The 23,714-nt window shown below is 70.7% G+C and carries 22 protein-coding genes; 18 read left to right on the plus strand and 4 right to left on the minus strand.

Going from position 1 to position 23,714, the window contains the following annotated elements; all coding sequences use genetic code 11:
- The 3 genes from ABD385_RS39555 to ABD385_RS39565 form a co-directional block, all read left to right on the plus strand.
- A partial coding sequence (locus ABD385_RS39555; protein ID WP_344584944.1) for an ATP-binding protein occupies positions 1-141 on the plus strand: 141 nt, incomplete at its 5' end.
- Positions 142-686: 545 nt separating this feature from the next.
- Positions 687-989: a DUF4193 domain-containing protein gene (locus ABD385_RS39560; RefSeq protein ID WP_016575747.1), complete on the plus strand. Its 303-nt coding sequence runs from the start codon at positions 687-689 to the stop codon at positions 987-989.
- Positions 990-1,087: 98 nt separating this feature from the next.
- Positions 1,088-1,888, plus strand: coding sequence for a hypothetical protein (locus tag ABD385_RS39565; RefSeq protein WP_344584918.1), 801 nt, complete (start codon positions 1,088-1,090; stop codon positions 1,886-1,888).
- Here the strand turns inward: ABD385_RS39565 and ABD385_RS39570 are convergent.
- Positions 1,810-2,271 (minus strand): DUF3093 domain-containing protein, encoded by a 462-nt coding sequence (locus ABD385_RS39570; protein ID WP_344584920.1) that lies wholly within the window; start codon positions 2,269-2,271, stop codon positions 1,810-1,812. The two genes, ABD385_RS39565 and ABD385_RS39570, sit on opposite strands and share 79 nt — an antisense overlap.
- A 58-nt stretch (positions 2,272-2,329) precedes the next feature.
- On the opposite strand from ABD385_RS39570, the gene ABD385_RS39575 reads away from it, so the two are divergent.
- From ABD385_RS39575 to ABD385_RS39610, 8 genes are all read left to right on the plus strand, one after another.
- Positions 2,330-2,923, plus strand: a complete 594-nt coding sequence (locus tag ABD385_RS39575; RefSeq protein WP_344584921.1) for a PaaI family thioesterase — start codon at positions 2,330-2,332, stop codon at positions 2,921-2,923.
- Positions 2,920-3,441 carry a dUTP diphosphatase gene (gene dut / locus ABD385_RS39580; protein ID WP_016575743.1) on the plus strand — a complete coding sequence of 174 codons (522 nt, stop codon included), beginning with the start codon at positions 2,920-2,922 and terminating at the stop codon, positions 3,439-3,441. The genes ABD385_RS39575 and dut overlap by 4 nt, the downstream gene beginning before the upstream one ends.
- Before the next feature lies 1 nt (position 3,442).
- Positions 3,443-4,201 carry a DUF3710 domain-containing protein gene (locus ABD385_RS39585; protein WP_344584923.1) on the plus strand — a complete coding sequence of 253 codons (759 nt, stop codon included), beginning with the start codon at positions 3,443-3,445 and terminating at the stop codon, positions 4,199-4,201.
- A 327-nt stretch (positions 4,202-4,528) separates the two neighbouring features.
- Positions 4,529-4,618: a K(+)-transporting ATPase subunit F gene (gene kdpF, locus ABD385_RS39590; RefSeq protein WP_016575741.1), complete on the plus strand. Its 90-nt coding sequence runs from the start codon at positions 4,529-4,531 to the stop codon at positions 4,616-4,618.
- A gap of 31 nt (positions 4,619-4,649) precedes the next feature.
- A complete protein-coding gene (gene kdpA, locus ABD385_RS39595) occupies positions 4,650-6,326 on the plus strand; it encodes a potassium-transporting ATPase subunit KdpA (RefSeq protein WP_344584946.1) in 1,677 nt (558 codons plus the stop codon).
- Positions 6,327-6,358: 32 nt separating this feature from the next.
- Entirely contained in the window at positions 6,359-8,464 is a 2,106-nt protein-coding gene (gene kdpB / locus ABD385_RS39600) for a potassium-transporting ATPase subunit KdpB (protein ID WP_425585587.1), read from the plus strand.
- Positions 8,465-8,469: 5 nt separating this feature from the next.
- On the plus strand, positions 8,470-9,132 hold the full coding sequence (gene kdpC / locus ABD385_RS39605) for a potassium-transporting ATPase subunit KdpC (protein ID WP_344584927.1): 663 nt from the start codon (positions 8,470-8,472) through the stop codon (positions 9,130-9,132).
- 30 nt (positions 9,133-9,162) lie between these two features.
- Positions 9,163-9,618 (plus strand): ATP-binding cassette domain-containing protein, encoded by a 456-nt coding sequence (locus ABD385_RS39610; protein WP_344584929.1) that lies wholly within the window; start codon positions 9,163-9,165, stop codon positions 9,616-9,618.
- 153 nt (positions 9,619-9,771) lie between these two features.
- Here ABD385_RS39610 and ABD385_RS39615 read toward each other — a convergent pair whose 3' ends face one another.
- Positions 9,772-10,353 carry a GNAT family N-acetyltransferase gene (locus tag ABD385_RS39615; protein ID WP_344584931.1) on the minus strand — a complete coding sequence of 194 codons (582 nt, stop codon included), beginning with the start codon at positions 10,351-10,353 and terminating at the stop codon, positions 9,772-9,774.
- 357 nt (positions 10,354-10,710) lie between these two features.
- Here ABD385_RS39615 and ABD385_RS39620 point away from each other — a divergent pair, with 357 nt between their 5' ends.
- The 4 genes from ABD385_RS39620 (at position 10,711) to ABD385_RS39635 (ending at position 15,466) form a co-directional block, all read left to right on the plus strand.
- Positions 10,711-13,269: a DUF4118 domain-containing protein gene (locus ABD385_RS39620; protein WP_344584933.1), complete on the plus strand. Its 2,559-nt coding sequence runs from the start codon at positions 10,711-10,713 to the stop codon at positions 13,267-13,269.
- 193 nt (positions 13,270-13,462) lie between these two features.
- Complete coding sequence (locus tag ABD385_RS39625) at positions 13,463-14,146, plus strand: response regulator (protein ID WP_016570936.1); 684 nt, start codon at positions 13,463-13,465, stop codon at positions 14,144-14,146.
- A 66-nt stretch (positions 14,147-14,212) separates the two neighbouring features.
- Positions 14,213-14,611: an OB-fold nucleic acid binding domain-containing protein gene (locus ABD385_RS39630; RefSeq protein WP_052286700.1), complete on the plus strand. Its 399-nt coding sequence runs from the start codon at positions 14,213-14,215 to the stop codon at positions 14,609-14,611.
- A gap of 3 nt (positions 14,612-14,614) precedes the next feature.
- Positions 14,615-15,466 carry a DUF3159 domain-containing protein gene (locus ABD385_RS39635; protein ID WP_425585586.1) on the plus strand — a complete coding sequence of 284 codons (852 nt, stop codon included), beginning with the start codon at positions 14,615-14,617 and terminating at the stop codon, positions 15,464-15,466.
- Positions 15,467-15,551: 85 nt separating this feature from the next.
- Here the strand turns inward: ABD385_RS39635 and ABD385_RS39640 are convergent, their stop codons facing one another.
- Positions 15,552-16,223, minus strand: coding sequence for a potassium channel family protein (locus tag ABD385_RS39640; protein WP_016574661.1), 672 nt, complete (start codon positions 16,221-16,223; stop codon positions 15,552-15,554).
- Positions 16,220-16,888: a potassium channel family protein gene (locus ABD385_RS39645; protein WP_344584940.1), complete on the minus strand. Its 669-nt coding sequence runs from the start codon at positions 16,886-16,888 to the stop codon at positions 16,220-16,222. The genes ABD385_RS39640 and ABD385_RS39645 overlap by 4 nt, the downstream gene beginning before the upstream one ends.
- Before the next feature lie 331 nt (positions 16,889-17,219).
- Here ABD385_RS39645 and ABD385_RS39650 point away from each other — a divergent pair, with 331 nt between their 5' ends.
- The 3 genes from ABD385_RS39650 (at position 17,220) to ABD385_RS39660 (ending at position 22,981) form a co-directional block, all read left to right on the plus strand.
- On the plus strand, positions 17,220-19,208 hold the full coding sequence (locus ABD385_RS39650; protein WP_344584949.1) for a potassium channel family protein: 1,989 nt from the start codon (positions 17,220-17,222) through the stop codon (positions 19,206-19,208).
- Positions 19,209-19,480: 272 nt separating this feature from the next.
- Complete coding sequence (locus tag ABD385_RS39655; RefSeq protein ID WP_344584941.1) at positions 19,481-21,532, plus strand: APC family permease; 2,052 nt, start codon at positions 19,481-19,483, stop codon at positions 21,530-21,532.
- A 108-nt stretch (positions 21,533-21,640) separates the two neighbouring features.
- Entirely contained in the window at positions 21,641-22,981 is a 1,341-nt protein-coding gene (locus ABD385_RS39660) for a class I SAM-dependent RNA methyltransferase (protein ID WP_344584942.1), read from the plus strand.
- Positions 22,982-23,714: the final 733 nt, after the last annotated feature.

Consider the following 23,714-nt stretch of genomic DNA (forward strand, 5'->3'; position numbering starts at 1 on the left):
ACCGAGCGGACCGGCAGCGACAAGGGCGTCGGACTGGGCCTGTCCATCGTCCGCTCCGTGGCCCGCGCCCACGACGGCACCATCACCGCCGAACCCCGCGAGGGCGGCGGCCTGGACATGCGCGTGGTGCTCCCCCTCTGACAGCGCCGCCGCGGCCCCTGTGCGGCTGCTGGAGGCGTCGCCGGGGTGGCCGGAGGGTTCCGGGCTAACGACGCGTACGGTCGCCCGCGCCGCGGCCGTACACCCCGATTCCGTCCGTTCCCGTCCGGCCTCGCGGTTTGACGGGACGGGGGGTCTCCGGGGATCCTTCGCCGAGTTCGCTTTGCGCTGAATTCGGCGGGTCCGCCCGCCGCCTTGATCGTGTGTGATCCCTCACAGAGGCCCCTTTCCGGCCATCTACCCTCCGTGATCGAAATGCCTGGTGGAAAGCCGGGAAAATCCGGGTTTCCCAGGGCCCTGATCACGGGAAGTACACGTGATGGGCTGCGCGAGGTGCGACATTCGGACCGTGTACGGTCCTGATCGCCATCCAAACCGATCACCTCTTCAGGGGTGCGGTTGGGTGTCGATTGAGTAACAGACCTTGATGTGAGGCAAAATCTCCGCCTCAGGTCGGGCACAAGTCCGGCCTCTCACGCGTTACGAGCGCTGAGACACCGCAGACACCCAGAGGGGGAGAGCGACACATGGCTACGGATTACGACACTCCACGCAAGACCGATGACGACCTCAACGAGGACAGCATCGAAGAACTGAAGTCGCGGCGGAACGACAAGTCCGCCTCGGCCGTCGACGTCGACGAGTTCGAGCAGGCCGAGGGCCTGGAACTCCCCGGCGCCGACCTGTCCAACGAGGAACTCGCGGTCCGCGTCCTGCCCAAGCAGCAGGACGAGTTCACCTGCATGAGCTGCTTCCTGGTCCACCACCGCAGCCAGCTGGCTGCCGAGGACAAGAACGGCAACCCGATCTGCCGCGACTGCGCGGCCTGACCGGTTACGCCGTGCCAGGCGTGAACCCGTTCCGTAAGGGCCGCAAGGGCGGCAACGGTCCGGCGGCCGGCGCACGATCACGCGAAGAAACCGCGCCCGTGCCCGCCGATCCGACCGCCCTGCCCGAGGAACGGTCGACCGGTGCACCCCAGCGGCGTGGCCGCCCGGCCGCGCTCGCGGAAGCGGCCGTACGCGGCGCCAGGAAGGGCCGCGACGGCGTACGGTCCGCGCTCGGCGCGATCGCCGACCGGATCATCGCCACCGCCCCCAGGATCCCGGTGCGCGACCTCGCCACCTTGCGTGCGCACTTCCCCGGACTGACCCCCGAGGAACTCGCCGACAAGTTGGTGGCGGGCGCCTGCACGGGGACCGCCACGGTGGGCGCCGGCGTCGGGGCGGCCGCCATGCTGCCCGCCCCGCCGGCCATGCCCGCCGAACTCGCGGCCGAGGTGGCGGGCGTCGCCTCGGTGGAGATCAAACTGATCGCCGAACTCCACGAGGTCTATGGCCTGCGGCCCCCCGGGAGCCGCACCCAGCGCGCCACCGCCTACCTGACGTCCTGGACCCAGGAGCGCGGCATCGACGTCGCCAAACCCGCCTCGCTGAACGTCGCGCTAGGCGGTCAGATGAGGCGCGAGCTGCGCCAGCAGATCATGAAGCGCACGCTGCGCAACCTGCCCAACCTCACGCCGTTCCTGGTAGGCGCCGCGGTCGGCGCGTTTCTCAACCGCCGCGACACCAGGAAACTCGCCGAGAAGATCCGCGTGGACCTCCGGCGCCGCCAGATCCCCTGGGACACCCTTCCCGACGCCCCGGCCGGTCAGTCGCGCGCCGACGACGCCGACGACGCCGACGACAGGGCCGCCACCAGCCGTTCCGGCTCGCGCGTCGACAAGTAGGCGTACGGCGTCGGGTCCTCGGGATCGCTGATCTCCACCCGCACCGCCGTCGGCACGTAGCTCCGCAGCAGCATGAACGCCCGCGCATCGGCCTTGTGTGTCCGCCAGGCCATGGCCTCCGTCGCGTCCAGAGCCTGTGCCTCGCCCAGTGCCGTCACCGGGATCTTCGCCTCCCCCGCGATCAGCGCACCGCCCACCACCCGGATCCGCACCGAGCCGTACGAGCTCACCGCCACCGCGGACAGTGCCGTGCCGCCGATCAGCCCGCCGAGCATCGGGAGCGTCCCCAGGGGGAGCAGCATCAGGGCACAGGCGATGCCGAGGAGCGCGGCGATCACCCACCAGGAGCGGGGCGCGGTGAGACGTTCTTCGTACGACTGCATGCCCCCAGCTTGGCACGGCGGCACTCGGCCCTTATTCGCGCGGGTAGGGTCTGCACTCGTGAGTGGAACTGACCAACCCCGGACGCGGCTGACGCCACCCGCGGACGCCACGGCCCCGGTGAGGCACCCGGACGCGCCGGCCCCCGGAGAACTGCTCGGCGCGCACTACGAACGGTGCTTCGGCTGCGGCACGGGCCAGCCCCACGGGCTGCACCTCGAAGCGCGGGCCGGCGACGGCGTGAGCGTGACCGCCGAGTTCACCGTCAAGGAGGCCCACCAGGGGGCCCCCGGCCTGGCGCACGGCGGCGTGCTGGCCACTGCGCTCGACGAGACGCTCGGCTCGCTGAACTGGCTGCTGCGGGTGATCGCGGTGACCGGACGGCTGGAGACCGAGTTCGTCAGGCCGGTGCCGCTGGGCACGGTGCTGCACCTGGAGGCGCAGGTCACCGCCGTGCACGGCCGGAAGATCTACTCGAGCGCGGTCGGCCGGATAGGCGGGCCCGACGGCCCGGAGGCGGTCCGCGCCCAGGCCGTCTTCATCGAGGTCAAGGTCGACCACTTCATCGACAACGGAAGGACCTCGGAGATCGAGTCGGCGTTGGCCGACCCGGACCAGGTCAAGCGCGTGCGTGCCTTCGAGGTGAACCCGTGAGTCAGCTACGGAATCCGGTCGACGTGCTGCTGCGCCGGCTCGACCCCGACGTTCCCGTCCCGTCCTACGCGCACCCGGGCGACGCCGGCGTCGACCTGGTGACCACCGAGGCCGCCGAACTGGCACCCGGTGAGCGCACCGTCTTGGCCACAGGGGTCTCGATCGCCCTCCCCGACGGCTACGCGGCGTTCGTGCACCCCCGCTCGGGGCTGGCGGCCCGGTGCGGACTGGCGTTGGTGAATGCCCCCGGGACGGTCGATGCCGGGTACCGTGGAGAGATCAAGGTGATCGTGGTCAATCTGGACCCGCGCGAGAGCGTGCGGTTCGAGAAGTACGACCGGATCGCCCAATTGGTCGTCCAGCAGGTCGAGAAGGTGCGCTTCCACGAGGTGGCGGAACTTCCCGGCTCGGCGCGGGCCGAGGGGGGATTCGGATCCACCGGCGGTCACGCGGCGGTGGACGGCTCCACGGGCGGGAATGAATACGCATCGGTCGGTCGCGACCGGGAAGGACAGTGACGTGTTCGGACGTCGCAAGAAGAACGAGGCTCCTGTAGAGCCGGCCGAGGACGCGGCGCTCGCCGACGAGGCGGAGACCGGCGAGGACGGCGCGACGCAGCAGCGGCTCAACCTCCCGCCCGCGCCGCGCCCCGACGGTCCCTGGGACGAGTCGGAGGTCAAGGAGCCCGGCCAGGGCCGGGTCGACCTCGGTGGTCTCTACGTGCCCGGTGTCGAGGGCATGGAACTGCGCGTCGAGGTCGCCGGTGACGCGATCGTCGCCGCGACCGTCGTCCTCCAGGACAGCGCGGTGCAGCTCCAGGCGTTCGCCGCCCCCAAGAACGAGGGCATCTGGGGCGAGGTCCGTGAGGAGATCGCCGCGGGCATCACCCAGCAGGGCGGCGTCATCGACGAGGTCGACGGCCCGCTGGGCTGGGAACTGCGCGCCCAGGTCCCCGTACAGCTCCCGGACGGCGCCAACGGCGTCCAGGTCGTGCGCTTCGTCGGCATCGACGGCCCGCGTTGGTTCCTGCGCGGTGTGATCTCCGGGCAGGGCGCCGTGCAGCCGCAGGCCGCGGGCGTGCTGGAGCACATCTTCCGGGACACCGTCATCGTCCGCGGCGAGGGCCCGATGGCGCCCCGCGACCCGATCGTCCTCAAGCTGCCCGACGACGCCCAGATGGTGCCCGACGGGGTGCAGCAGGACCCGGCCGGCGGGTCGCGCTTCGGCGGCGGCGTGGAGCGGCTGGAGCGCGGACCGGAGATCACCGAGATCCGCTGACCCATCGTGCAAGGTCGCAGGGTGCAGAAACACCGCTGCGGCGGCTCAATCGTGACGGTCACGAGGGGCCGTACTCCCGGACAGGGGGTACGGCCCCTCGTCGTTTATGCAGGTCAGGTCGGGAAGCGTAAGAAAACCGTCAACGGAACGCTAATGGCCGTAAGGGAGGCGTCAACAGCGGTCAAGCGACGGAAGAACGACGGTTTGCTCTAGGGGTCCCATTCCGTCTGCCCATCTAGGAGCAACGATGGCCGACGTGGCCTTCGTCGTCGTCACCCTCGCGGTCTTCGCAGCGGTGGCTCTCGTCGCCAAGGGGGTGACGAAGCTGTGACCATCGAGAACATCGTCGGTCTCATCGTGGCCGTCGCCCTCCTCGGCTACCTGGTCCTCGCCCTCGTCTTCCCGGAGAGGTTCTGAGGTGTCGACAGCTGCCACCGCAGCGGGCCACATGAGCCCCGCTCTCGCGGGCGTCCTCCAGCTCACAGCGCTCATCGCAGCGCTCGCCCTGGTCTACCGCCCCCTCGGCGACTACATGGCCGCCGTCTACAGCTCCCCACGCCACCTGCGCGTGGAGAAGGTCATCTACCGCTGCATAGGCGCCAACGCAGACACCCAGATGCGCTGGCCCGCCTACCTCCGCGGCGTCCTGGCCTTCTCGCTTGCCGGGTTGCTCTTCCTCTACCTCCTCCAGCGCCTCCAGGGACACCTACCGCTCTCCCTCGGATTCGCCTCCATCAGCCCCGACCAGGCCTTCAACACCGCCGCCTCGTTCGTCGCCAACACCAACTGGCAGTCGTACAGCGGCGAACAGGCCATGGGCCACGTCGTCCAGACCGGCGGCCTCGCGGTGCAGAACTTCGTCTCCGCCGCCACCGGCATGGCCGTCGCCGTCGCCCTCGTCCGCGGCTTCGCCCGCTCCCGCACCGGCGAACTCGGCAACTTCTGGGCCGACCTCGTACGCGGCACCATCCGCGTCCTGATCCCCATCGCCATCGTCGGCGCCCTGATCCTCGTCGCCTGCGGCGCCATCCAGAACTTCGCCGGCATCCACGAAGTCGGCCAGTTCATGGGCGGAGCGCAGCAGACCAACGGCGGCGCCGTCGCCTCCCAAGAAGTCATCAAGGAACTCGGAACCAACGGCGGCGGCTACTTCAACGCCAACTCCGCCCACCCCTTCGAGAACCCCACCGCCTTCACCAACCTCTTCGAGATCTTCCTGATCCTCGTCATCCCCTTCGCGCTCACCCGCACCTTCGGCAAGCTCGTCGGGAACGTGAAGCAGGGCTACGCCATCCTCGCCACCATGGGCATCATCTGGCTCGGCTTCACCGCACTCATGCTGTGGACCGAATTCGCCCACGGCGGCCCCGCGCTCCAAGCCGCCGGCGCCGCCATGGAAGGCAAGGAAGACCGGTTCGGCATCGGCGGATCCGCCATCTTCTCCGTCGCCACCACCCTCACCTCAACCGGAGCCGTGGACTCCTTCCACGCCTCCTACACGGCATTCGGCGGCGGCATCCAACTCCTCGGCATGATGCTCGGCGAAATCGCCCCCGGCGGCGTCGGATCCGGCCTCTACGGCATGCTCGTCATGGCCGTCATCGCCGTCTTCATCGCCGGCCTCATGGTCGGCCGCACGCCCGAATACCTCGGCAAGAAGATCGGCACCCGCGAGATCAAACTCGCCGCCTGCTACATCCTCATCACGCCGACCCTGGTACTCGGCTTCACCGCCGTCTCCATGGTGCTCCCCGACGCCCTGGGCTCCATGCTCAACACCAAGGCACTCGGCGCCGGACCGCACGGCTTCTCCGAAGTCCTCTACGCCTACACCTCCGGCGCCAACAACAACGGCTCCGCCTTCGCCGGGCTCAACGCCAACACCCCCTGGTACAACACCACGATCGGTCTGGCCATGCTGCTCGGCCGCTTCCTCCCCATGGTGTTCGTGCTCGCCCTCGCCGGCTCGCTCGCCGAACAGCAGCCCGTCCCCGAGACCGCGGGCACCCTCCGCACCGAAAAGCCGCTCTTCGCGGGGCTGCTCGTCGGCACCATCCTGATCATCACCGGTCTGACCTACTTCCCGGCGCTCGCCCTCGGGCCGCTGGCGGAGGGCCTGTCATGACCGCCCCCGTGAAACCGGAGGAGCACGGCTCCATGTCCACCGCCACACCGACCCGCGCTCCAGAACAGGACGCCCACGGCGGCCAGCAGCCCGGCGACGGCCGCGTGGGCGGCGGCCTCTTCGACCCCAAGCAACTGCTCACGTCGCTGCCCGACGCCCTGCGCAAACTCGACCCGCGGGTGATGATCAAAGCGCCCGTCATGTTCGTCGTCGAGGTCGGCTCCGTCCTCACCACGATATTCGCCTGCGCCTCACCCACCGACTGGTTCGGCTGGGCCATCGCCGTCTGGCTCTGGCTCACCGTCATCTTCGCCAACCTCGCCGAAGCCGTCGCCGAAGGCCGCGGCAAGGCACAGGCCGACACCCTCCGCAAGGCCAAGACCGACACCGTCGCCCGCCGCCTCAACGGCACCGACGAAGAACAGGTGCCCGGCACCGAACTCCGCGTCGGCGACCTCGTCGTCTGCGAAGCCGGCGACGTCATCCCCGGCGACGGCGACGTCGTCGAAGGTGTCGCCTCGGTCGACGAATCCGCGATCACCGGCGAATCCGCCCCCGTCATCCGGGAGTCCGGCGGCGACCGCTGCGCCGTGACCGGCGGCACCAAGGTGCTCTCCGACCGCATCGTCATCAAGATCACGACGAAGCCCGGCGAGACCTTCATCGACCGGATGATCAACCTCGTCGAAGGCGCCGCACGCCAGAAGACGCCCAACGAGATCGCGCTGAACATCCTCCTCGCGTCCCTCACCATCATCTTCCTGCTCGCCGTCGTCACCCTCCAGCCGTTCGCCATCTACGCCGGCGCCGAACAGCCCATGATCGTGCTGCTCGCCCTGCTGGTCTGCCTCATCCCCACCACCATCGGCGCACTCCTCTCCGCCATCGGCATCGCCGGCATGGACCGCCTCGTCCAACGCAACGTCCTCGCCATGTCCGGACGCGCCGTCGAAGCAGCAGGCGACGTATCGACATTGCTGCTCGACAAGACCGGCACCATCACCTACGGCAACCGCCGCGCCGCCGAGTTCGTCCCCGTGCACGACGCCACCGAAGAGGAACTCGCCGACGCCGCGCAACTCTCCTCACTCGCCGACGAGACCCCCGAAGGGCGCTCCGTCGTCGAACTCGCCAAGGAGAAGTACGCACTGCGCGAGGGTGAGTTCAACGTCGACACGTTGACGGGCGCCGAATGGATCCCGTTCACCGCACAGACCCGCATGTCCGGCGTCGACGTCGACGGCCGCAAGATCCGCAAGGGCGCCACCGGATCCGTCCTCGCCTGGGTCCAAGAACGCGGCGGCAACGTCACCGACGACGCCCGGGAACTCGCCGACACCATCTCCCAGGCCGGCGGCACCCCGCTGCTCGTCGCCCTCGAAGACGAGCGCGGCCCCCGCGTCCTCGGCGTCATCCACCTCAAGGACGTCGTCAAGGACGGCATGCGCGAACGCTTCGTCGAGCTCCGCAAGATGGGCATCAAGACGGTCATGATCACGGGTGACAACCCGCTGACCGCCAAGGCCATCGCCGACGAGGCCGGCGTCGACGACTTCCTCGCCGAAGCCACCCCCGAAGACAAGATGGCCCTCATCAAGCGCGAACAGGCCGGCGGCAAACTCGTCGCCATGACCGGCGACGGCACCAACGACGCCCCCGCCCTCGCGCAGGCCGACGTCGGCGTCGCCATGAACACCGGCACCTCGGCCGCCAAGGAGGCCGGGAACATGGTGGACCTGGACTCCAACCCGACGAAGCTCATCGAGATCGTCGAGATCGGCAAGCAACTCCTCATCACCCGAGGTGCGCTGACCACCTTCTCCATCGCCAACGACGTCGCGAAGTACTTCGCGATCATCCCCGCGATGTTCGCCGTGGCCTACCCCGGCCTCGACACCCTCAACATCATGCGGCTGCACAGCTCCCAGACCGCGATCCTCTCCGCGATCATCTTCAACGCGCTGATCATCGTCGCCCTGGTGCCGCTGGCCCTCAAGGGCGTCCAGTACCGGCCCGTCAGCGCCGACAAGATGCTCCGCCGCAACCTCGCCGTCTACGGCCTCGGCGGCCTCATCGCACCCTTCATCGGCATCAAGATCATCGACCTGCTCATCTCCCTCATCCCCGGAATCGGGTGACCGCCATGAACAACTCGGTACGCAACACCGCCCGGTTGCTGACGGCGGGCCTGCGCGCCCTGCTCGTCCTGACCGTGGTCTGCGGCGTGATCTACCCCCTGGTGGTCACCGGCGTGGCCCAGGCCGCCCTGCCCGGCAAGGCCAACGGCTCCGAGGTCACCTCCCACGGCAAGGTCGTCGGCTCCTCCCTCATCGGCCAGCGCTACGACAAGGGCACCGACAAGAAGGGCAACCCGATCCCCGACCTCCGCTACTTCCAACCCCGCCCCTCGGCCGGCCTGGGCAGCAACCGCACCAACGGCGTCAACACCCAGTACGACCTCCAGGTCTCCGGCGCCTCCAACCTGGGCGCCACCAACACCGACCTCATCAAGGCCGTCGAGGAACGCAAGCAGTGGGTCGCCACCACCTACGGCGTCCCCCAGGCACAGGTACCGGCCGACGCCGTCACCTCCTCCGGCTCCGGCCTCGACCCCGACATCTCACCCGCGTACGCGCTCCTCCAGGTCAACCGCGTCGCCAAGGAGAACCACCTCCCCGCCGACCAGGTCCAGCGACTCGTCGACGACCGGATCCAGGGACGCCAACTGGGCTTCATGGGAGAGCCCCGAGTCAACGTCCTGGACCTCAACGTCGCGCTCCGGGACCTCGCACAGGCCCACCGGTGACGGACGACGACTTACCGAGACACCCACGCGGTGCACCACCGCAACCCACGACAGCGGCCCCGGGGACGACCCTCCCCGGGGCCGCCCCGTTGTGCCTGCACCGCGCACCGTCGACCTGCCCGTTCCACGAGTTATCCACAGGCATTGCCGGCCCCACTACGGGAGCGCGAAGCGCGCGTCGCACTCCTGCTGTCCCTGGTGGGTCTCGCCGACCACGCCGCCCAACGTCCCGGCGAGCTCTCCGGCGGCCAACAGCAGCGCGTCGCCCTCGCACGCGCCCTCGCCAACCGCCCCGCCCTGCTCCTCGCCGACGAGCCCACGGGGCAACTCGATGCCGAAACCGGCCTGGAGGTGATGGAACTGCTCCGCGCCGTCGTCCGCAGCGAGGGCGTGACGGCCCTGGTGGCCGCGCACGACAACACCCTCCTAACCCTCGCCGACCGGGTACTGGAACTGGACGACGGGGTGGTCAGGGAGGCGGGGTGAGGGGGGAGGGGTGAGGGGAGGGAACGGGGGCGGGGGGGGGAGGGGGACCCCCGGGAAGCCGCGAGCAACGGTGCTCCTCCACCCACCTCCCCACCCCAACCCCCCTCCCGTTACCCCCAGCCCCCTCACCTCGTCACCCCACCCCCACCCCCCTCACCACGCATCCCCCTCCCGCCAGTCGCACGTCAGCTCGCCGCCGAGGTCCAAGGTCGCGGAGGCGGCCAGTACGTAGAGGGCGCCGTCCTCGTGCGGTGTGCGGTGGATGCCGTGGGGGGTGAGGGCGGAGGAGGGGCCGCGCCACGGTTGCCAGCCGCGGGTGGCGTAGAAGGCGGCGGCGTCGTCGGCGGCGCCGAGTGCGCCGAGGTCGTACGCGTTGTGGATCACTCGTTCCAGGGCGGTCATCATCGCCGCGCCGTGGCCGCGTCCGCGGCGGTCCGCGCGGACGCCGACGCCCTCCACGTAGCCGCATCGCAGTGCTCGGCCGTTGTGCAGCAGTCGGCGTTGGACGACGGAGGCGTGTCCGATCAGTTGGCCGTCTTCGTGGACGAGGGCGTGCATGCCGCCGAGGGCGTGTTCCCAGTCCTCGGCGGTCATGTCGTCGAAGACGTCGTAGAGGAGGATCCGGGCGGCCGTGAGGGTGGCGGCGTCCAGGTCGGCGGTGTGGGCGAGGCGCAGCTCGGCGGTGCCGGTGGGGTGTTCGGCGGGGGAGGGAGAGGGGGAGGGGGAGGGGGTCATGCGAGGCATCGTCGCAGGGCCCGTCGGTGGGAGCGAGGGCTTTGTTTCGGCCAAGCGGAGACCGAGCGGCGGTCAAGGACGGGCCAAGGAGCGGTCAGGCGGCGGCTGCGCGACGGTGCGGGCGGGTGGGGTCCTTTCAGGGGCTCGTGGGGCGTGCCGACTGCCCCGTGGGGCGGCTGTTGCGAGGCGTTGTGGGGTGGTCCGTGACCCCGATCGGCCCCCTGTCACGGCCTGTATCAGAGTCCCGTCAAGACCGGGTGGAAAGCCGCTACCTGGGCGTTTTTTCAGGTGAACGGTCGGTAGGGTCGCATCAGGTCAAGCCCGGTGGGGGCGACCTTCACGTAAGACAATGGGGCCATGGCACGCGGCAAGCTACGGATATATCTCGGCGCGGCACCGGGCGTCGGCAAGACGTACGCGATGCTGTCCGAGGCACACCGCCGTGTGGAGCGCGGCACGGACGTCGTGGTGGCGTTCGTGGAGCACCACGGCAGGCCCCGTACGGAAGTGATGCTCCACGGGCTGGAGCAGGTGCAGCGCCGGGAGCTGGAGTACCGCGGTTCGACGTTCACCGAGATGGACGTGGACGCGGTGCTGGAGCGCAAGCCGGCCGTGGTGCTGGTCGACGAGCTGGCGCACACCAACGTTCCGGGGTCCCGCAACGGCAAGCGGTGGCAGGACGTCGAAGAGTTGCTGGAAGCCGGGATCACGGTGATCTCGACGGTGAACATCCAGCATCTGGAGTCGCTCGGCGATGTCGTCGAGTCGATAACGGGGGTGCGGCAGCGGGAGACGGTGCCGGACGAGGTCGTGCGGCGGGCCGATCAGATCGAGCTGGTCGACATGTCCCCGCAGGCGATCCGGCGCCGGATGGCGCACGGCAACATCTACCAGCCGGACAAGGTCGATGCGGCGCTGTCGAACTACTTCCGGCCGGGCAACCTCACCGCGCTGCGGGAGCTGGCGCTGCTGTGGGTGGCCGACCGGGTGGACGAGTACCTCCAGGAGTACCGGGCGGAGCATTCGATCCGTTCGACCTGGCAGGCGCGCGAGCGGATCGTCGTCGGGCTGACCGGTGGGCCGGAGGGGCGGACGTTGATCCGTCGGGCCGCCCGGATGGCGGCGAAGGGCTCGGGCAGTGAGGTGCTCGCCGTCTACATCGCCCGGAGCGACGGGCTGACGTCGGCGTCGCCGAAGGAACTGGCCGACCAGCGGACACTGGTGGAGGACCTGGGCGGGACGTTCCACCACGTCATCGGCGACGACATACCGGGTGCGCTGCTGGAGTTCGCGCGGGGGGTGAACGCCACCCAGATCGTGTTGGGGTCGAGCCGTCGCAAGACGTGGCAGTACATCTTCGGGCCGGGCGTGGGGGCGACGGTGGCCCGCGAGTCGGGCCCGGACCTCGACGTGCACATCGTCACGCACGACGAGGTCGCCAAGGGCCGGGGCCTGCCGGTGGCGCGGGGGGCGCGGCTGGGCCGTTCGCGGATCATCGCCGGCTGGTTGGTCGGCGTGGCGGGTCCGGTGTCGCTGTCGCTGTTGCTCACCAGGCTGTCGAACGGTCCGGGGCTGGCCAACGACGTGCTGCTGTTCCTTTTCCTGACGGTGCTGGCGGCGCTGCTCGGCGGGCAGTTGCCGGCGTTGGCGTCGGCGGCGGTCGGCTCGCTGTTGTTGAACTTCTACTTCACGCCGCCCACGCACACGCTCACGGTCAGCGACCCGAAGAACATCGTGGCGATCGCGATCTTCTTCGCGGTGGCGGTGTCGGTGGCGTCGGTGGTGGACCTGGCCGCTCGGCGGACGCACCAGGCGGCGCGGTTGCGGGCGGAGTCGGAGATCCTGTCGTTCCTGGCGGGGAGCGTGCTGCGGGGCGAGACCACGTTGGACGCGCTGCTGGAGCGGGTGCGGGAGACGTTCGGGATGGACACCGTGGCGCTGCTGGAGCGGCGCAGCGACGTGGATCCGTGGACGTGCGCCGGCCGGGCGGGCGGTGGTGGCGACGACACGCCGCCGCTGGCGCGCCCGGAGGACGCGGACGTCGACATGCCGGTGGGTGACCACATGGCGTTGGCGTTGACCGGTCGGGTGCTGCCCGCGGAGGACCGTCGGGTGCTGGCGGCGTTCGCCGCGCAGGCCGCGGTGGTGCTGGACCGTCAGCGGTTGGTGGGGGAGGCCGAGCGGGCGCGGGAGCTGGCGGAGGGCAACCGGATCCGGACGGCGTTGTTGGCGGCGGTCAGTCACGATCTGCGGACGCCGTTGGCGAGCATCAAGGCGTCGGTGACGTCGCTGCGGTCGGACGACGTGGCGTGGTCGGAGGAGGACGAGGCGGAGCTGCTGGAGGGCATCGAGGCGGGCGCCGACCGGCTCGACCACCTGGTGGGGAACCTGCTGGACATGTCCCGGTTGCAGACCGGGACGGTGATGCCGTTGATCCGGGAGATCGACCTCGACGAGGTGGTGCCGATGGCGCTGGGCGGGGTCCCGGAGGGCAGCGTCACGTTGGACATCCCGGAGGAGCTGCCGATGGTGGCGGTGGATCCGGGGCTGCTGGAGCGCTCGGTGGCCAATCTGGTGGAGAACGCCGTGAAGTACAGCCCGGACGGTGAGGTGGTGCTGGTCTCGGCCAGTGCGCTCGGTGACCGGGTGGAGCTGCGGGTCGCGGACCGCGGCCCCGGGGTGCCGGACAGTGCGAAGGACCGGATCTTCGAGCCGTTCCAGCGGTACGGGGACGCCCCGCGCGGTGCCGGGGTGGGGCTGGGGTTGGCCGTGGCGCGTGGTTTCGCGGAGGCGGTCGGCGGGACGTTGGCGGCGGAGGACACTCCGGGGGGCGGCATGACGATGGTGCTGACGATGCCGGCCGCCGCGGGACTGCCGCCGGTCCGTCCTGATCTACCGGCGCAGGCGACGACGTGAGGCGGGACCCTGAGGGACGTACCTGCGGCGGGTCGCGGCCGTGCTCCGGTGACGGTGCGGTCCCGCCGCGTGGCCCGGGAGGGGGCCGTGGTCCGGGAGCGGGCCGTTGCACCGGCCGGCCGGCACCGGCCGCACTCATGACTTCGTCGGCGGGCGTCTCCCGTCGGCGACCGACACCGCGAGGAGAACGCCAGTGAACCGGGTGCTTGTGGTTGATGACGAGCCGCAGATCGTTCGCGCCCTTGTGATCAACCTGAAGGCGCGCAAGTACGAGGTGGATGCGGCCCCGGACGGGGCCACGGCCCTGAAGCTCGCCGCGGCCCGCCACCCCGACGTGGTGGTCCTGGACCTGGGACTGCCCGACATGGACGGTGTGGAGGTCATCAAGGGGCTGCGCGGCTGGTCGCGGGTGCCGATCCTGGTGCTGTCCGCGCGGCAGACCTCGGACGAGAAGGTCGAGGCGCTGGACGCCGGGGCGGACGACTACGTGACGAAGCCGTTCGGGATGGACGAGCTGCTGGCGCGGTTGCGGGCGGCCGTGCGGCGGGCGGAGCCGACCGGGCCGGCGGACGACGAGGTGATCGTGGAGACCGAGGGGTTCACGGTCGACCTGGCGGCGAAGAAGGTCAACCGGGGCGGTCGGGACATCCGTCTGACGCCGACGGAGTGGCACCTGCTGGAGGTGCTGGTCCGCAACCAGGGGCGGTTGGTCAGCCAGAAGCAGCTGCTGCAGGAGGTGTGGGGTCCGTCGTACGGGACGGAGACCAACTACCTGCGCGTCTACATGGCGCAACTGCGGCGCAAGCTGGAGGGTGACCCGTCGCACCCGCGGCACTTCATCACGGAGCCGGGGATGGGATACCGGTTCGAGGGGTGAACGCGGGCGTCGGGGCGTGGGTACGGGGTGCGGGGGAGGCCGTGCGGGCCCCGGTACGCTGGGGTTATGAGTGCTGGGACCCGACCCGAGAAGCCGGCCGGCCGGTTTCGCCGGATGCTCGACAGGCTGTCGTCCTCCGAGGAGGAGCTGCAGTCCGCCGAGCTGCAGGAGGATGCGCAGGCGACGGGGTGTACGCGGATATGCGACTGTGACGACCGTCAGATAGTGAAGGTCTCCGGCACCCTGCGGCACGTCACGCTGCGGCCGCGTGCCGGGGTGCCCGCGCTGGAGGCGGAGCTGTTCGACGGCTCCGCGGCGCTCGACGTGGTGTGGCTGGGTCGCCGTTCCATCGTCGGCATCGAGCCGGGCCGTAAGCTCATCGCCTCGGGCCGGATCTCCTTGAGTCACGGGCGCCGGGTGCTCTTCAATCCCAAGTACGAACTGCGACCGCTCGGACAGGAGTAGCCGGTGACGTCGTACGACCGACCGACCACTGACCCTGAGGCTTCCGCTTCCCCGCACCGTCCGGCGGGCGTCGCGGCGGCTGCCGGTGCCCCGCCGGAGCCCGGTGCGGGCGCCACCGCCGACGGCAGGGAGGTGACGGAAGCGGCGCTGTTCGAGGCGTTCGGCGGCGTGCGCGGCATGGTGGAGACGGTGCTGCCGGGCCTGCTGTTCGTCGCGATCTTCACGGTCAACAAGGACCTGCACGTCTCGGCCATCGCGGCGCTGGCGGTGTCGCTGGTGCTGTGCGCGGTGCGGTTGGTGCGCAAGGACACCGTCAAGCACGCCTTCAGCGGGGTGTTCGGGGTCGCCTTCGGCGTGGTCTTCGCGATGATGACCGGCAACGCCAAGGACTTCTACCTGCCGGGGATGCTCTACACGCTGGGGCTGGCGCTGGCGTACATCATCACGACGCTGGCCGGGGTCCCGTTGATCGGGTTGATCCTGGGGCCGGTGTTCAAGGAGAACCTGTCGTGGCGGACGCGTAACCCGGGCCGCAAGAAGGCGTACGCGAAGGCCAGCTGGGCGTGGGGGCTGATCCTGCTCGCCAAGTGCATGATCCTGTTCCCGCTGTACTGGTGGGCGGACACCACGCAGCTGGGCTGGGTGCTGGTGGCCCTGAAGATCCCGCCGTTCCTGTTGGCGCTGTACCTGACCTGGATGTTCCTGGTGAAGGCGCCGGCGCCGATCGACGTCTTCGCGGAGATGGAGGCGCAGGAGAAGGCGGAGGAGGCCGAGCGGGAGCGGCAGCGCGGGCGGTCGGCGGTGCCCGAGGCGGCCGTGGACGGTCCGCACGAGGGGCCGCGACACCGCCGCTGACCTGCGGGCGCGCGCGGGACGGAGACGATACGAAGGGCCCGGGAGCTGATCGCTCCCGGGCCCTTCGTGTGCCGTGCCGGTGGTGTCAGCCTTCGCTGCGGCGGACCGACAGCAGGTCTTCCAGCTGTTCCTCACGGGACTGGGCCGCGACGAAGAGCAGCTCGTCGCCGGCTTCCAGGGCGTCGTCCTTGTTGGGGGTCAGGACCCGGGTGCCGCGGATGATCGTCACCAGCGAGGTGTCCTCGGGCCAGTCGACGTCGCCGACCCGGGTGCCGGCCAGGGCGGCCTCCGGGGGGAGGGTCAGCTCGACGAGGTTGGCGTCGCCGTGGCTGAAGCGCAGCAGTCGCACGAGGTCGCCGACGCTGACGGCCTCCTCGACGAGGGCGGACATCAGCCGCGGGGTGGAGACGGCGACGTCGACGCCCCACGCCTCGTTGAACAGCCACTCGTTCTTGGGGTTGTTGACCCGGGCGACGACCCGCGGCACGCCGTACTCCGTCTTGGCGAGCAGGGAGACGACGAGGTTGACCTTGTCGTCGCCGGTGGCGGCGATGACGACGTTGCAGCGCTGGAGCGCGGCCTCGTCGAGCGAGGTGATCTCGCAGGCGTCGGCGAGCAGCCATTCGGCGAGCGGGACCCGTTCGACGGAGATGGCGGTGGGCGCCTTGTCGATGAGCAGGATCTCGTGACCGTTTTCGAGCAGTTCACCGGCGATGGAGCGGCCGACCGCTCCTGCGCCCGCAATGGCGACCCTCATGCGTGCGCCTCCTCGGGACCCTGGGCGAATGCCGCCTCGACCTTCTCGACTTCGTCGGTGTGCATCATCACGTGCACCAGGTCGCCTTCCTGGAGGACCGTCTGGGAGGTGGGCAACGTGGCCTCGCCCAGGCGGGTGAGGAAGGCGACGCGGACCCCGGTCTCCTCCTGCAGCTTGCTGATCTTGTGGCCGACCCAGGAGGGGGCGGTGTGGACCTCGGCGAGTTGGACGCCGCCGCTGGGGTCCCGCCAGAGGGGTTCGGCACCGGAGGGGAGGAGCCGGCGCAGCATCTGGTCGGCGGTCCAGCGGACGGTGGCGACGGTGGGGATGCCGAGGCGCTGGTAGACCTCGGCCCGGCGTGGGTCGTAGATCCGGGCCGCGACGTTCTCGACGCCGAACATCTCGCGGGCGACACGGGCGGCGATGATGTTGGAGTTGTCGCCGCTGGAGACGGCGGCGAACGCGCCGGCCTCTTCGATGCCGGCTTCGCGGAGGGTGTCCTGGTCGAAGCCGACGCCGGTGACCCGGCGGCCGCCGAAGGCGGAGCCGAGGCGGCGGAACGCGGTCGGGTCCTGGTCGATCACCGCGATGGTGTGGCCCTGGCCCTCCAGGGTCTGCGCGAGCGCGGAGCCCACGCGGCCGCATCCCATGATGACGATGTGCATGCTGATTACCCCGTGCCCTGTACTAGCGCGCTGACCTGCCCAAACACCCTGCTCACTACTTTCTTCTCCGACGTACCGGCGACACGGAGCCGCTGTCCGTGACAGCGGCCGGGTGCGTCAGACGGGAGCGCCGACCGCACCGTGGTCCGGTACAACCGTAGCCGTAACGGCGTGCCCGGTAGGGGGCGCGGTGGGTGCCGGTCCGTTGTGGGCGGATGTCGTGCCGGAGCGGGATCGTGCGCTCTGCTGCGTGCGGGCAGCCGGGTAGGGCACGCTACAACGTGTGCCACAACTGCCACATCAACCCCAACAGGGTTCTCTCCCGCCGCACATGGTGGTGTGCGGCGACGACGCGCTGGCCCACCGGCTCGCCGCCGAGCTCCGTGACGTCTACGGCGAACGGGTGACGCTGCTCGTGCCGTCCGCCCGGGAGCCGCACCGCCCCCGCGTACCGTCGCCCTCCCGCAGCTTGGGACGCGCCACCACGGCGCTCCTCGGCCGGGTCTCGGCGGCGGTGGCGCGCGGCGGGCCCGGCGTCCCGCCCGGGCCGCCGTTGCCCGCCGCGCCGCGCGAGGACGGCGGGCCGCCACCGGAGGCGCTACGGGTCCTGGTGGCGGCGCAGGTCGACGACGCGGCGTTGGCCGAGGCGGGGATCGCGGAGGCGGGCGCGCTGGCGCTGGTCCACGACGACGACGATCTCAACATCCACGCCGCGCTGCGGGCCCGCCGCCTCAACCCCCGGTTGCGGCTGGTCATCCGGCTCTACAACCGCAAACTCGGCCAGCACCTGGAGGAGTTGCTGGACCAGGCCGCGGCGGTCGCCGCGAGCGGCGGGGCGGACGGGGCGCAGCCGCCGCGGATCGACGCCTCCACCACGGTGCTCTCCGACGCCGACACCGTCGCGCCGGCGTTGGTGGCCACGGCGGTCGCCGGCACCAGCAAGGTCATCGAGGCGGACGGGCTGATGCTGCGGGCCGTGGAGCGCGCGCCGGGGCAGTCCGGTCCGGCGGGGGCGCGGCGGCTGTGCACGTTGGCGCTGCTGTCGCCGTCGCCGGGGGACGCGCCCGCCGGAACCGCCGGTGAGCCGCCCGGTGGCGCCGCTGCGGCGCCGGGCGACGACGGGCCGGTGCTGCTGCCGGACGACGTCACCGCCGCGGAGTCCACCGGCTGCGGCCGGGTCGTGCTGGAGACCGTCGCCTATACGGGACGGACGGTGCGGCCGCGCCGGTTGCGCGGCCGGGGCGCGCCGCTGGCCTCCCTCTTCTCTCGGCGGCTGCGCTGGTCGCTGGCCGGCTTCGTCGGGGCGGTGCTGGCGCTGGCCGTCGCCGAGTCCCTGATCACCCGGGAGCCGCCGTTGCACGCGGCGTACCTCACGCTGCTGGACCTGTTCGCGATCAACGAACCGGCGCTCAACGACCCGTTGGCCCGCAAGGTGCTCCAGTTGTTGTCCGGCTTGGTGGGGCTGTTGTTGCTGCCGGTACTGGTAGCGGCGGCGTTCGAGGGGCTGGGCACGTTCCGGAGCGCCTCGGCGCTGCGGCGTCCGCCGCGCGGGCTGTCCGGGCACGTGGTGCTGCTGGGCCTGGGCAAGATCGGGACGCGGGTGCTGGCGCGGCTGCACGAGATGCGCATCCCGGTGGTGTGCATCGAGGCCGATCCGGAGGCCCGCGGCGTCGCGCTGGCGCGCCGGCTCAGGGTCCCGACCGTCGTGGGCGACGTGACGCAGGAGGGCGTGTTGGAGGCCGCGCTGGCCGACCGGGCCCGGACCCTGCTGGCGCTGACGAGCGAGGACACCACCAACCTGGAGGCGGCGCTCTATGCCCGGTCGGTCAACCCCCGGCTGCGGGTGACGCTGCGGCTCTTCGACGACGGCTTCGCCACCGCCGTCTACCGGACGCTGCGCGCGGCGCACCCGGCCGCCCGGACCCGGAGCCGCAGCGTGTCGTTCCTGGCCGCGCCGGCCTTCGCCGGGGCCATGATGGGCCGCGAGATCCTCGGCGCGATCCCGGTGGAGCGGCGGGTGCTGCTGGTGGCCCGGGTCGAGGTGCGCGGCCACGCCGCCCTGGAGGGACGGAAGGTCGGCGAGGTGCTCCGTCCGGGCCGGCTGCGGGTGCTCGCCGTGGACAACTCCGCGCCCGACGAACCCGCCGAGCCCGCGACGGGCGCGCCGCGGCCGGACGAGGACCCCGCGCCGGCGCAACTCGCCGACGAACTGGACGACCACGTCCTGCGGCCGCAGGACGTGGTGCTGCTGGCGGTGACCCGGGAGGGGCTCGGCGAACTGCTGTCCCGCCGACCGCGCCCGGCAGCCCACGGGGAGTGAGCCGGCGCGCCCGCGACGCGCCGGGCGGCGCACGCCGCGCGCTGCCGTGCCCCCGAGACATGCCCGGGCGTCGTGACATCCACCACGACGTCCGGGCCCGTGGAGTTCCCCGCATCCACGACGCCACCGTGTGCTTACCGTGCAGATGCCGTGGAGGCCCCGAGTAGTGGATGCGGAGCCGGGTCGCTATGTGCATGGCGGCGCATTCGCGTGCTCGCACCCGTCCGGGTGGCGGGTGGGCGGGGACCTTGACGAAGGCTTAGCATCCTCTGGTGTCCAAACTGACCGACGTGCCCAAACGGATCTTGATCGGGCGCGCACTGCGCAGCGACAGGCTTGGGGAGACCCTTCTCCCCAAGCGCATCGCACTCCCCGTCTTCGCCTCCGACCCGCTCTCCTCCGTGGCCTACGCGCCCGGCGAGGTGCTGCTGGTCCTGTCCGTGGCAGGGGTCTCCGCGTACCACTTCAGCCCGTGGATCGCGGTCGCGGTCGTGGTGCTGATGTTCACCGTCGTCGCGTCGTACCGGCAGAACGTGCACGCCTACCCGAGCGGCGGTGGTGACTACGAGGTCGCCACCACCAACCTCGGGCCCAAGGCGGGCCTGACCGTCGCCAGCGCCCTGTTGGTCGACTACGTCCTGACCGTCGCGGTCTCCATCTCCTCCGGCGTGGAGAACCTCGGCTCCGCCATCCCCTTCGTCGTCGAGCACAAGACGCTCTGCGCCATCGCCATCATCGTGCTGCTGACGTTGATGAACCTGCGCGGCGTCAAGGAGTCCGGCAAGCTCTTCGCGATCCCCACGTACGTCTTCGTGGCCGGCGTCTTCATCATGATCTTCTGGGGCGCGATCCGCGGCCTGGTCCTCGGCGACACGATGCAGGCCCCCACCGCCGGATACACCATCCACGCCGAGCAGGGCGGCCTCGCCGGCTTCGCCCTGATCTTCCTGCTGCTGCGCGCCTTCTCCTCCGGATGTGCCGCGCTCACCGGCGTCGAGGCGATCTCCAACGGCGTGCCCGCGTTCCGCAAGCCGAAGTCGAAGAACGCCGCGACCACCCTCGCCCTGATGGGCGGCCTGGCCGTCACCATGTTCTGCGGCATCATCGCGCTGGCCATGAGCACCCACGTGCGGATGGCCGAGAACCCGGCCACCGACCTGTTGAACAACGGCAAGCCGCTGGGCTCCGGCTACACCCAGAACCCGGTCATCTCGCAGGTCGCCGAGGCCGTCTTCGGCAAGGGCAGCTTCCTCTTCGTCGTGCTGGCCGCGGCCACCGCGCTGGTCCTGTTCCTGGCCGCCAACACCGCCTACAACGGCTTCCCGCTGCTCGGCTCGATCCTCGCCCAGGACCGCTACCTCCCGCGCCAGCTGCACACCCGCGGCGACCGGCTCGCCTTCTCCAACGGCATCGTCCTGCTGGCCGGCGCGGCCACCGTCCTCGTCTACCTCTACGGCGCGGACTCCACCCGCCTGATCCAGCTCTACATCGTCGGCGTCTTCGTCTCCTTCACGCTCAGCCAGATCGGCATGGTCCGGCACTGGAACCGCCACCTGGTCAGTGAGAAGGACCCCGCCAAGCGCCGCAAGATGCAGCGCTCCCGCGCCATCAACGCCTTCGGCGCCTTCTTCACCGGCCTGGTCCTCGTCGTCGTCCTCCTGACGAAGTTCACCCACGGCGCCTGGGTCGCCCTCCTCGGCATGGTCATCTTCTTCGTGACCATGACCGCGATCCGCCGCCACTACGACCGGGTCGCCGACGAGATCGCCGCCCCGGACACCCCCGACGACGACGTGGTCCGCCCCTCCCGCGTGCACGCCATCGTCCTGGTCTCCAAGCTCCACAAGCCCACCCTGCGCGCCCTGAACTACGCCAAGCTGATGCGCTCGGGCACCCTCGAAGCCGTCAGCGTCGACGTCGACCAGGCCGACACCCGGGCCCTGCGTGCCGAGTGGGAACGCCGCGGCATCGAGGTCCCGCTGAAGGTCCTCGCCTCCCCCTACCGCGAGATCACCCGGCCGATCATCGACTACGTCAAGTCGCTGCGCCGGGAGAGCCCCCGCGACGCGGTCTCCGTCTACATCCCCGAGTACGTCGTCGGCCACTGGTACGAGCACCTGCTCCACAACCAGTCCGCGCTGCGCCTCAAGGGACGCCTCCTCTTCACCCCCGGGGTCATGGTCACCTCCGTCCCCTGGCAGCTGGACTCCTCCGAGGCCGCCAAGAAGCGCGCCCGCAAGCGCGCCGAATGGAACGCCCCCGGCTCGGTCCGGCGCGGCCCGGTCTCCGCACCGAAGAAGGAATCCGCGGCCACCAAGAAGTGATCGTGGCGGCCGTCGCACGGCACCGCACCCCGTAGAATGGACGGCTGGCCTCCACCCGGAGGCCGGCCGTCACGGTTTCCACCCACCTCTCCCCAGGAGCTCCTCGCCATGCACCCGGACACGCCGCCGGAATCCAGGAAGTCGCTGGTCGGCGAGGAGTACGAGGTCGAGATCGGCCCGGTCGCGCACGGCGGCCACTGCATCGCCCGCACCGACGCCGGGCAGGTCCTCTTCGTCCGGCACGCACTGCCCGGCGAACAGGTCCGCGTCCGCGTCACCGACGGCGAGGAGGGCGCCCGCTTCCTGCGCGCCGACGCCGTCGAGATCCTCACCCCCTCCAAGGACCGCGTCGAGGCACCCTGCCCGTTCGCCGGCCCCGGCCGGTGCGGCGGCTGCGACTGGCAGCACGCCGCGCCCGGCGCCCAACGCCGCCTCAAGGCCGCGGTCATCAGCGAGCAGCTGGCCCGCCTCGCCGACCTCACCCCCGAGCAGGCCGGCTGGGACGGCACCGTCGAACCGGCCCCCGGTGACAAGGTCGCCAAGGGCGAGGTCCCGGCCTGGCGCACCCGCGTCCAGTACGCCGTGGACGCCGAAGGCCGCCCGGGCCTGCGCAAGCACCGCTCGCACGACGTCGAACCGGTCACCCACTGCATGATCGCCGCCCCCGGCGTCTCCGAACTCGGCATCGAGCAGCGCACCTGGCCGCAGATCGCCACCGTCGAGGCGATCGCCGCCACCGGCTCCAACGACCGCCAGGTGATCCTCACCCCGAGCCCCGGCGGCCGCCTCCCCCTCGTCGAACTCGACAAGCCGGTCTCCGTCCTCCGCGTCGGCGAGAAGGACGGCGGCGTGCACCGCGTGCACGGCCGCCCCTTCGTCCGCGAACGCGCCGCCGGCCGCACCTGGCGGGTCGGCAACGGCGGCTTCTGGCAGGTCCACCCGAAGGCCGCCGACCTCCTCGTCGAGGCCGTCATGCAGGGCCTGATGCCCAAGAAGGGCGACATGGCCCTCGACCTCTACTGCGGTGTCGGCCTCTTCGCCGGCGCCCTCGCCGAACGCGTCGGCGACAAGGGCGCGGTCCTCGGCATCGAATCCAGCAAGCGCGCCGTCGAGGACGCCCAGCACAACCTCGCCGACCTCGACCGGGTCCGCATCGAACAGGGCAAGGTCGAGCAGATCCTGCCCCGCACCGGCATCACCGACGTCGACCTCGTCGTCCTCGACCCGCCCCGCGCCGGCGCCGGCAAGGCCACCGTCCGCCACCTCGCCACCCTCACCCCCCGCCGCATCGCCTACGTCGCCTGCGACCCGGCCGCCCTCGCCCGCGACCTGGCCTACTTCCACGAGGCCGGCTACGCACCCCGCCGCATGCGCGCGTTCGACCTGTTCCCGATGACGCATCATGTGGAGTGCGTGGTGATTCTGGAAAAGGCCGCAAAGCAGGCCTGACCCAAGGCTCTCTCCGCGCACATGACGTGACCAATGGGCGTCACGGGCGCCGTCTCGGTGTCGAGACGGCGCCTGTGACGCCCATTGATGTCTGCGCTGCCTTTTGACGACCGGCACGCCCGGTGGCAGCCGTCCGTGCCGTCTCACCCGACGACGGCGCGCTCCCTGCGGACGGCCCGGCCTGCGGCTGAAGACTGCGCAGAGCGGGGAGAGACAGATACAGAGAGCCACCAGTGCGCGCTGCGCTCCGGCGGGCAAGCGGTCCGGACGGACTTCAACGACCACGGACGGGCCCCCGAGTCGCGTCGCCCCCTGGGATCGTGTAGGTTCTTCGAGTTGCCACGGAGCCCACAGGCCCCACGGCAGCCATCCCGCCGCTTCAGCGGCACACCATTACTGAACGGCCCGTCACCGGGAATGATTTCGGCATGCCGAAATTCGGACCGGGACTCGATTATGAGTCACCGAGGGAGTCCGCTAAAGTAGTGGACACGCCGAAAGGCAAACCATCCCGACAAGAATTCGGAACCGAATTTGAGCCGGTTGCGCCTCATCGAGGAGCAGGCCGGACACGAAAAAGGATCTGATAAAGTCGGAAAGGTCGAGGAGCGAAAGCGAATCGGCCGGACCCCGCTCCAGCAGGGGGCCAGAGACGGAAACGGATCTGGTAAGGTTGGAACCGCGAGAAAGCCGAAAGGCCGGATCGCACCGGCGAAAGTCAGGGCCGAAAGGA

This window comes from Streptomyces lunalinharesii (assembly GCF_039532155.1).
GTDB classification, from domain to species: domain Bacteria; phylum Actinomycetota; class Actinomycetes; order Streptomycetales; family Streptomycetaceae; genus Streptomyces; species Streptomyces lunalinharesii.

What these genes read in the sequence shown, in the direction of transcription:
- ABD385_RS39560 (WP_016575747.1), top strand. Translation starts at nt 687, where the DNA reads ATGGCTACGGATTACGACACTCCACGCAAGACCGATGACGACCTCAAC.
- ABD385_RS39570 (WP_344584920.1), bottom strand. Translation starts at nt 2,271, where the DNA reads ATGCAGTCGTACGAAGAACGTCTCACCGCGCCCCGCTCCTGGTGGGTG.
- kdpA (WP_344584946.1), top strand. Translation starts at nt 4,650, where the DNA reads ATGAGCCCCGCTCTCGCGGGCGTCCTCCAGCTCACAGCGCTCATCGCA.
- kdpB (WP_425585587.1), top strand. Translation starts at nt 6,359, where the DNA reads ATGTCCACCGCCACACCGACCCGCGCTCCAGAACAGGACGCCCACGGC.
- kdpC (WP_344584927.1), top strand. Translation starts at nt 8,470, where the DNA reads ATGAACAACTCGGTACGCAACACCGCCCGGTTGCTGACGGCGGGCCTG.
- ABD385_RS39615 (WP_344584931.1), bottom strand. Translation starts at nt 10,353, where the DNA reads ATGACCCCCTCCCCCTCCCCCTCTCCCTCCCCCGCCGAACACCCCACC.
- ABD385_RS39620 (WP_344584933.1), top strand. Translation starts at nt 10,711, where the DNA reads ATGGCACGCGGCAAGCTACGGATATATCTCGGCGCGGCACCGGGCGTC.
- ABD385_RS39630 (WP_052286700.1), top strand. Translation starts at nt 14,213, where the DNA reads ATGAGTGCTGGGACCCGACCCGAGAAGCCGGCCGGCCGGTTTCGCCGG.
- ABD385_RS39640 (WP_016574661.1), bottom strand. Translation starts at nt 16,223, where the DNA reads ATGAGGGTCGCCATTGCGGGCGCAGGAGCGGTCGGCCGCTCCATCGCC.
- ABD385_RS39645 (WP_344584940.1), bottom strand. Translation starts at nt 16,888, where the DNA reads ATGCACATCGTCATCATGGGATGCGGCCGCGTGGGCTCCGCGCTCGCG.
- ABD385_RS39650 (WP_344584949.1), top strand. Translation starts at nt 17,220, where the DNA reads ATGGTGGTGTGCGGCGACGACGCGCTGGCCCACCGGCTCGCCGCCGAG.
- ABD385_RS39660 (WP_344584942.1), top strand. Translation starts at nt 21,641, where the DNA reads ATGCACCCGGACACGCCGCCGGAATCCAGGAAGTCGCTGGTCGGCGAG.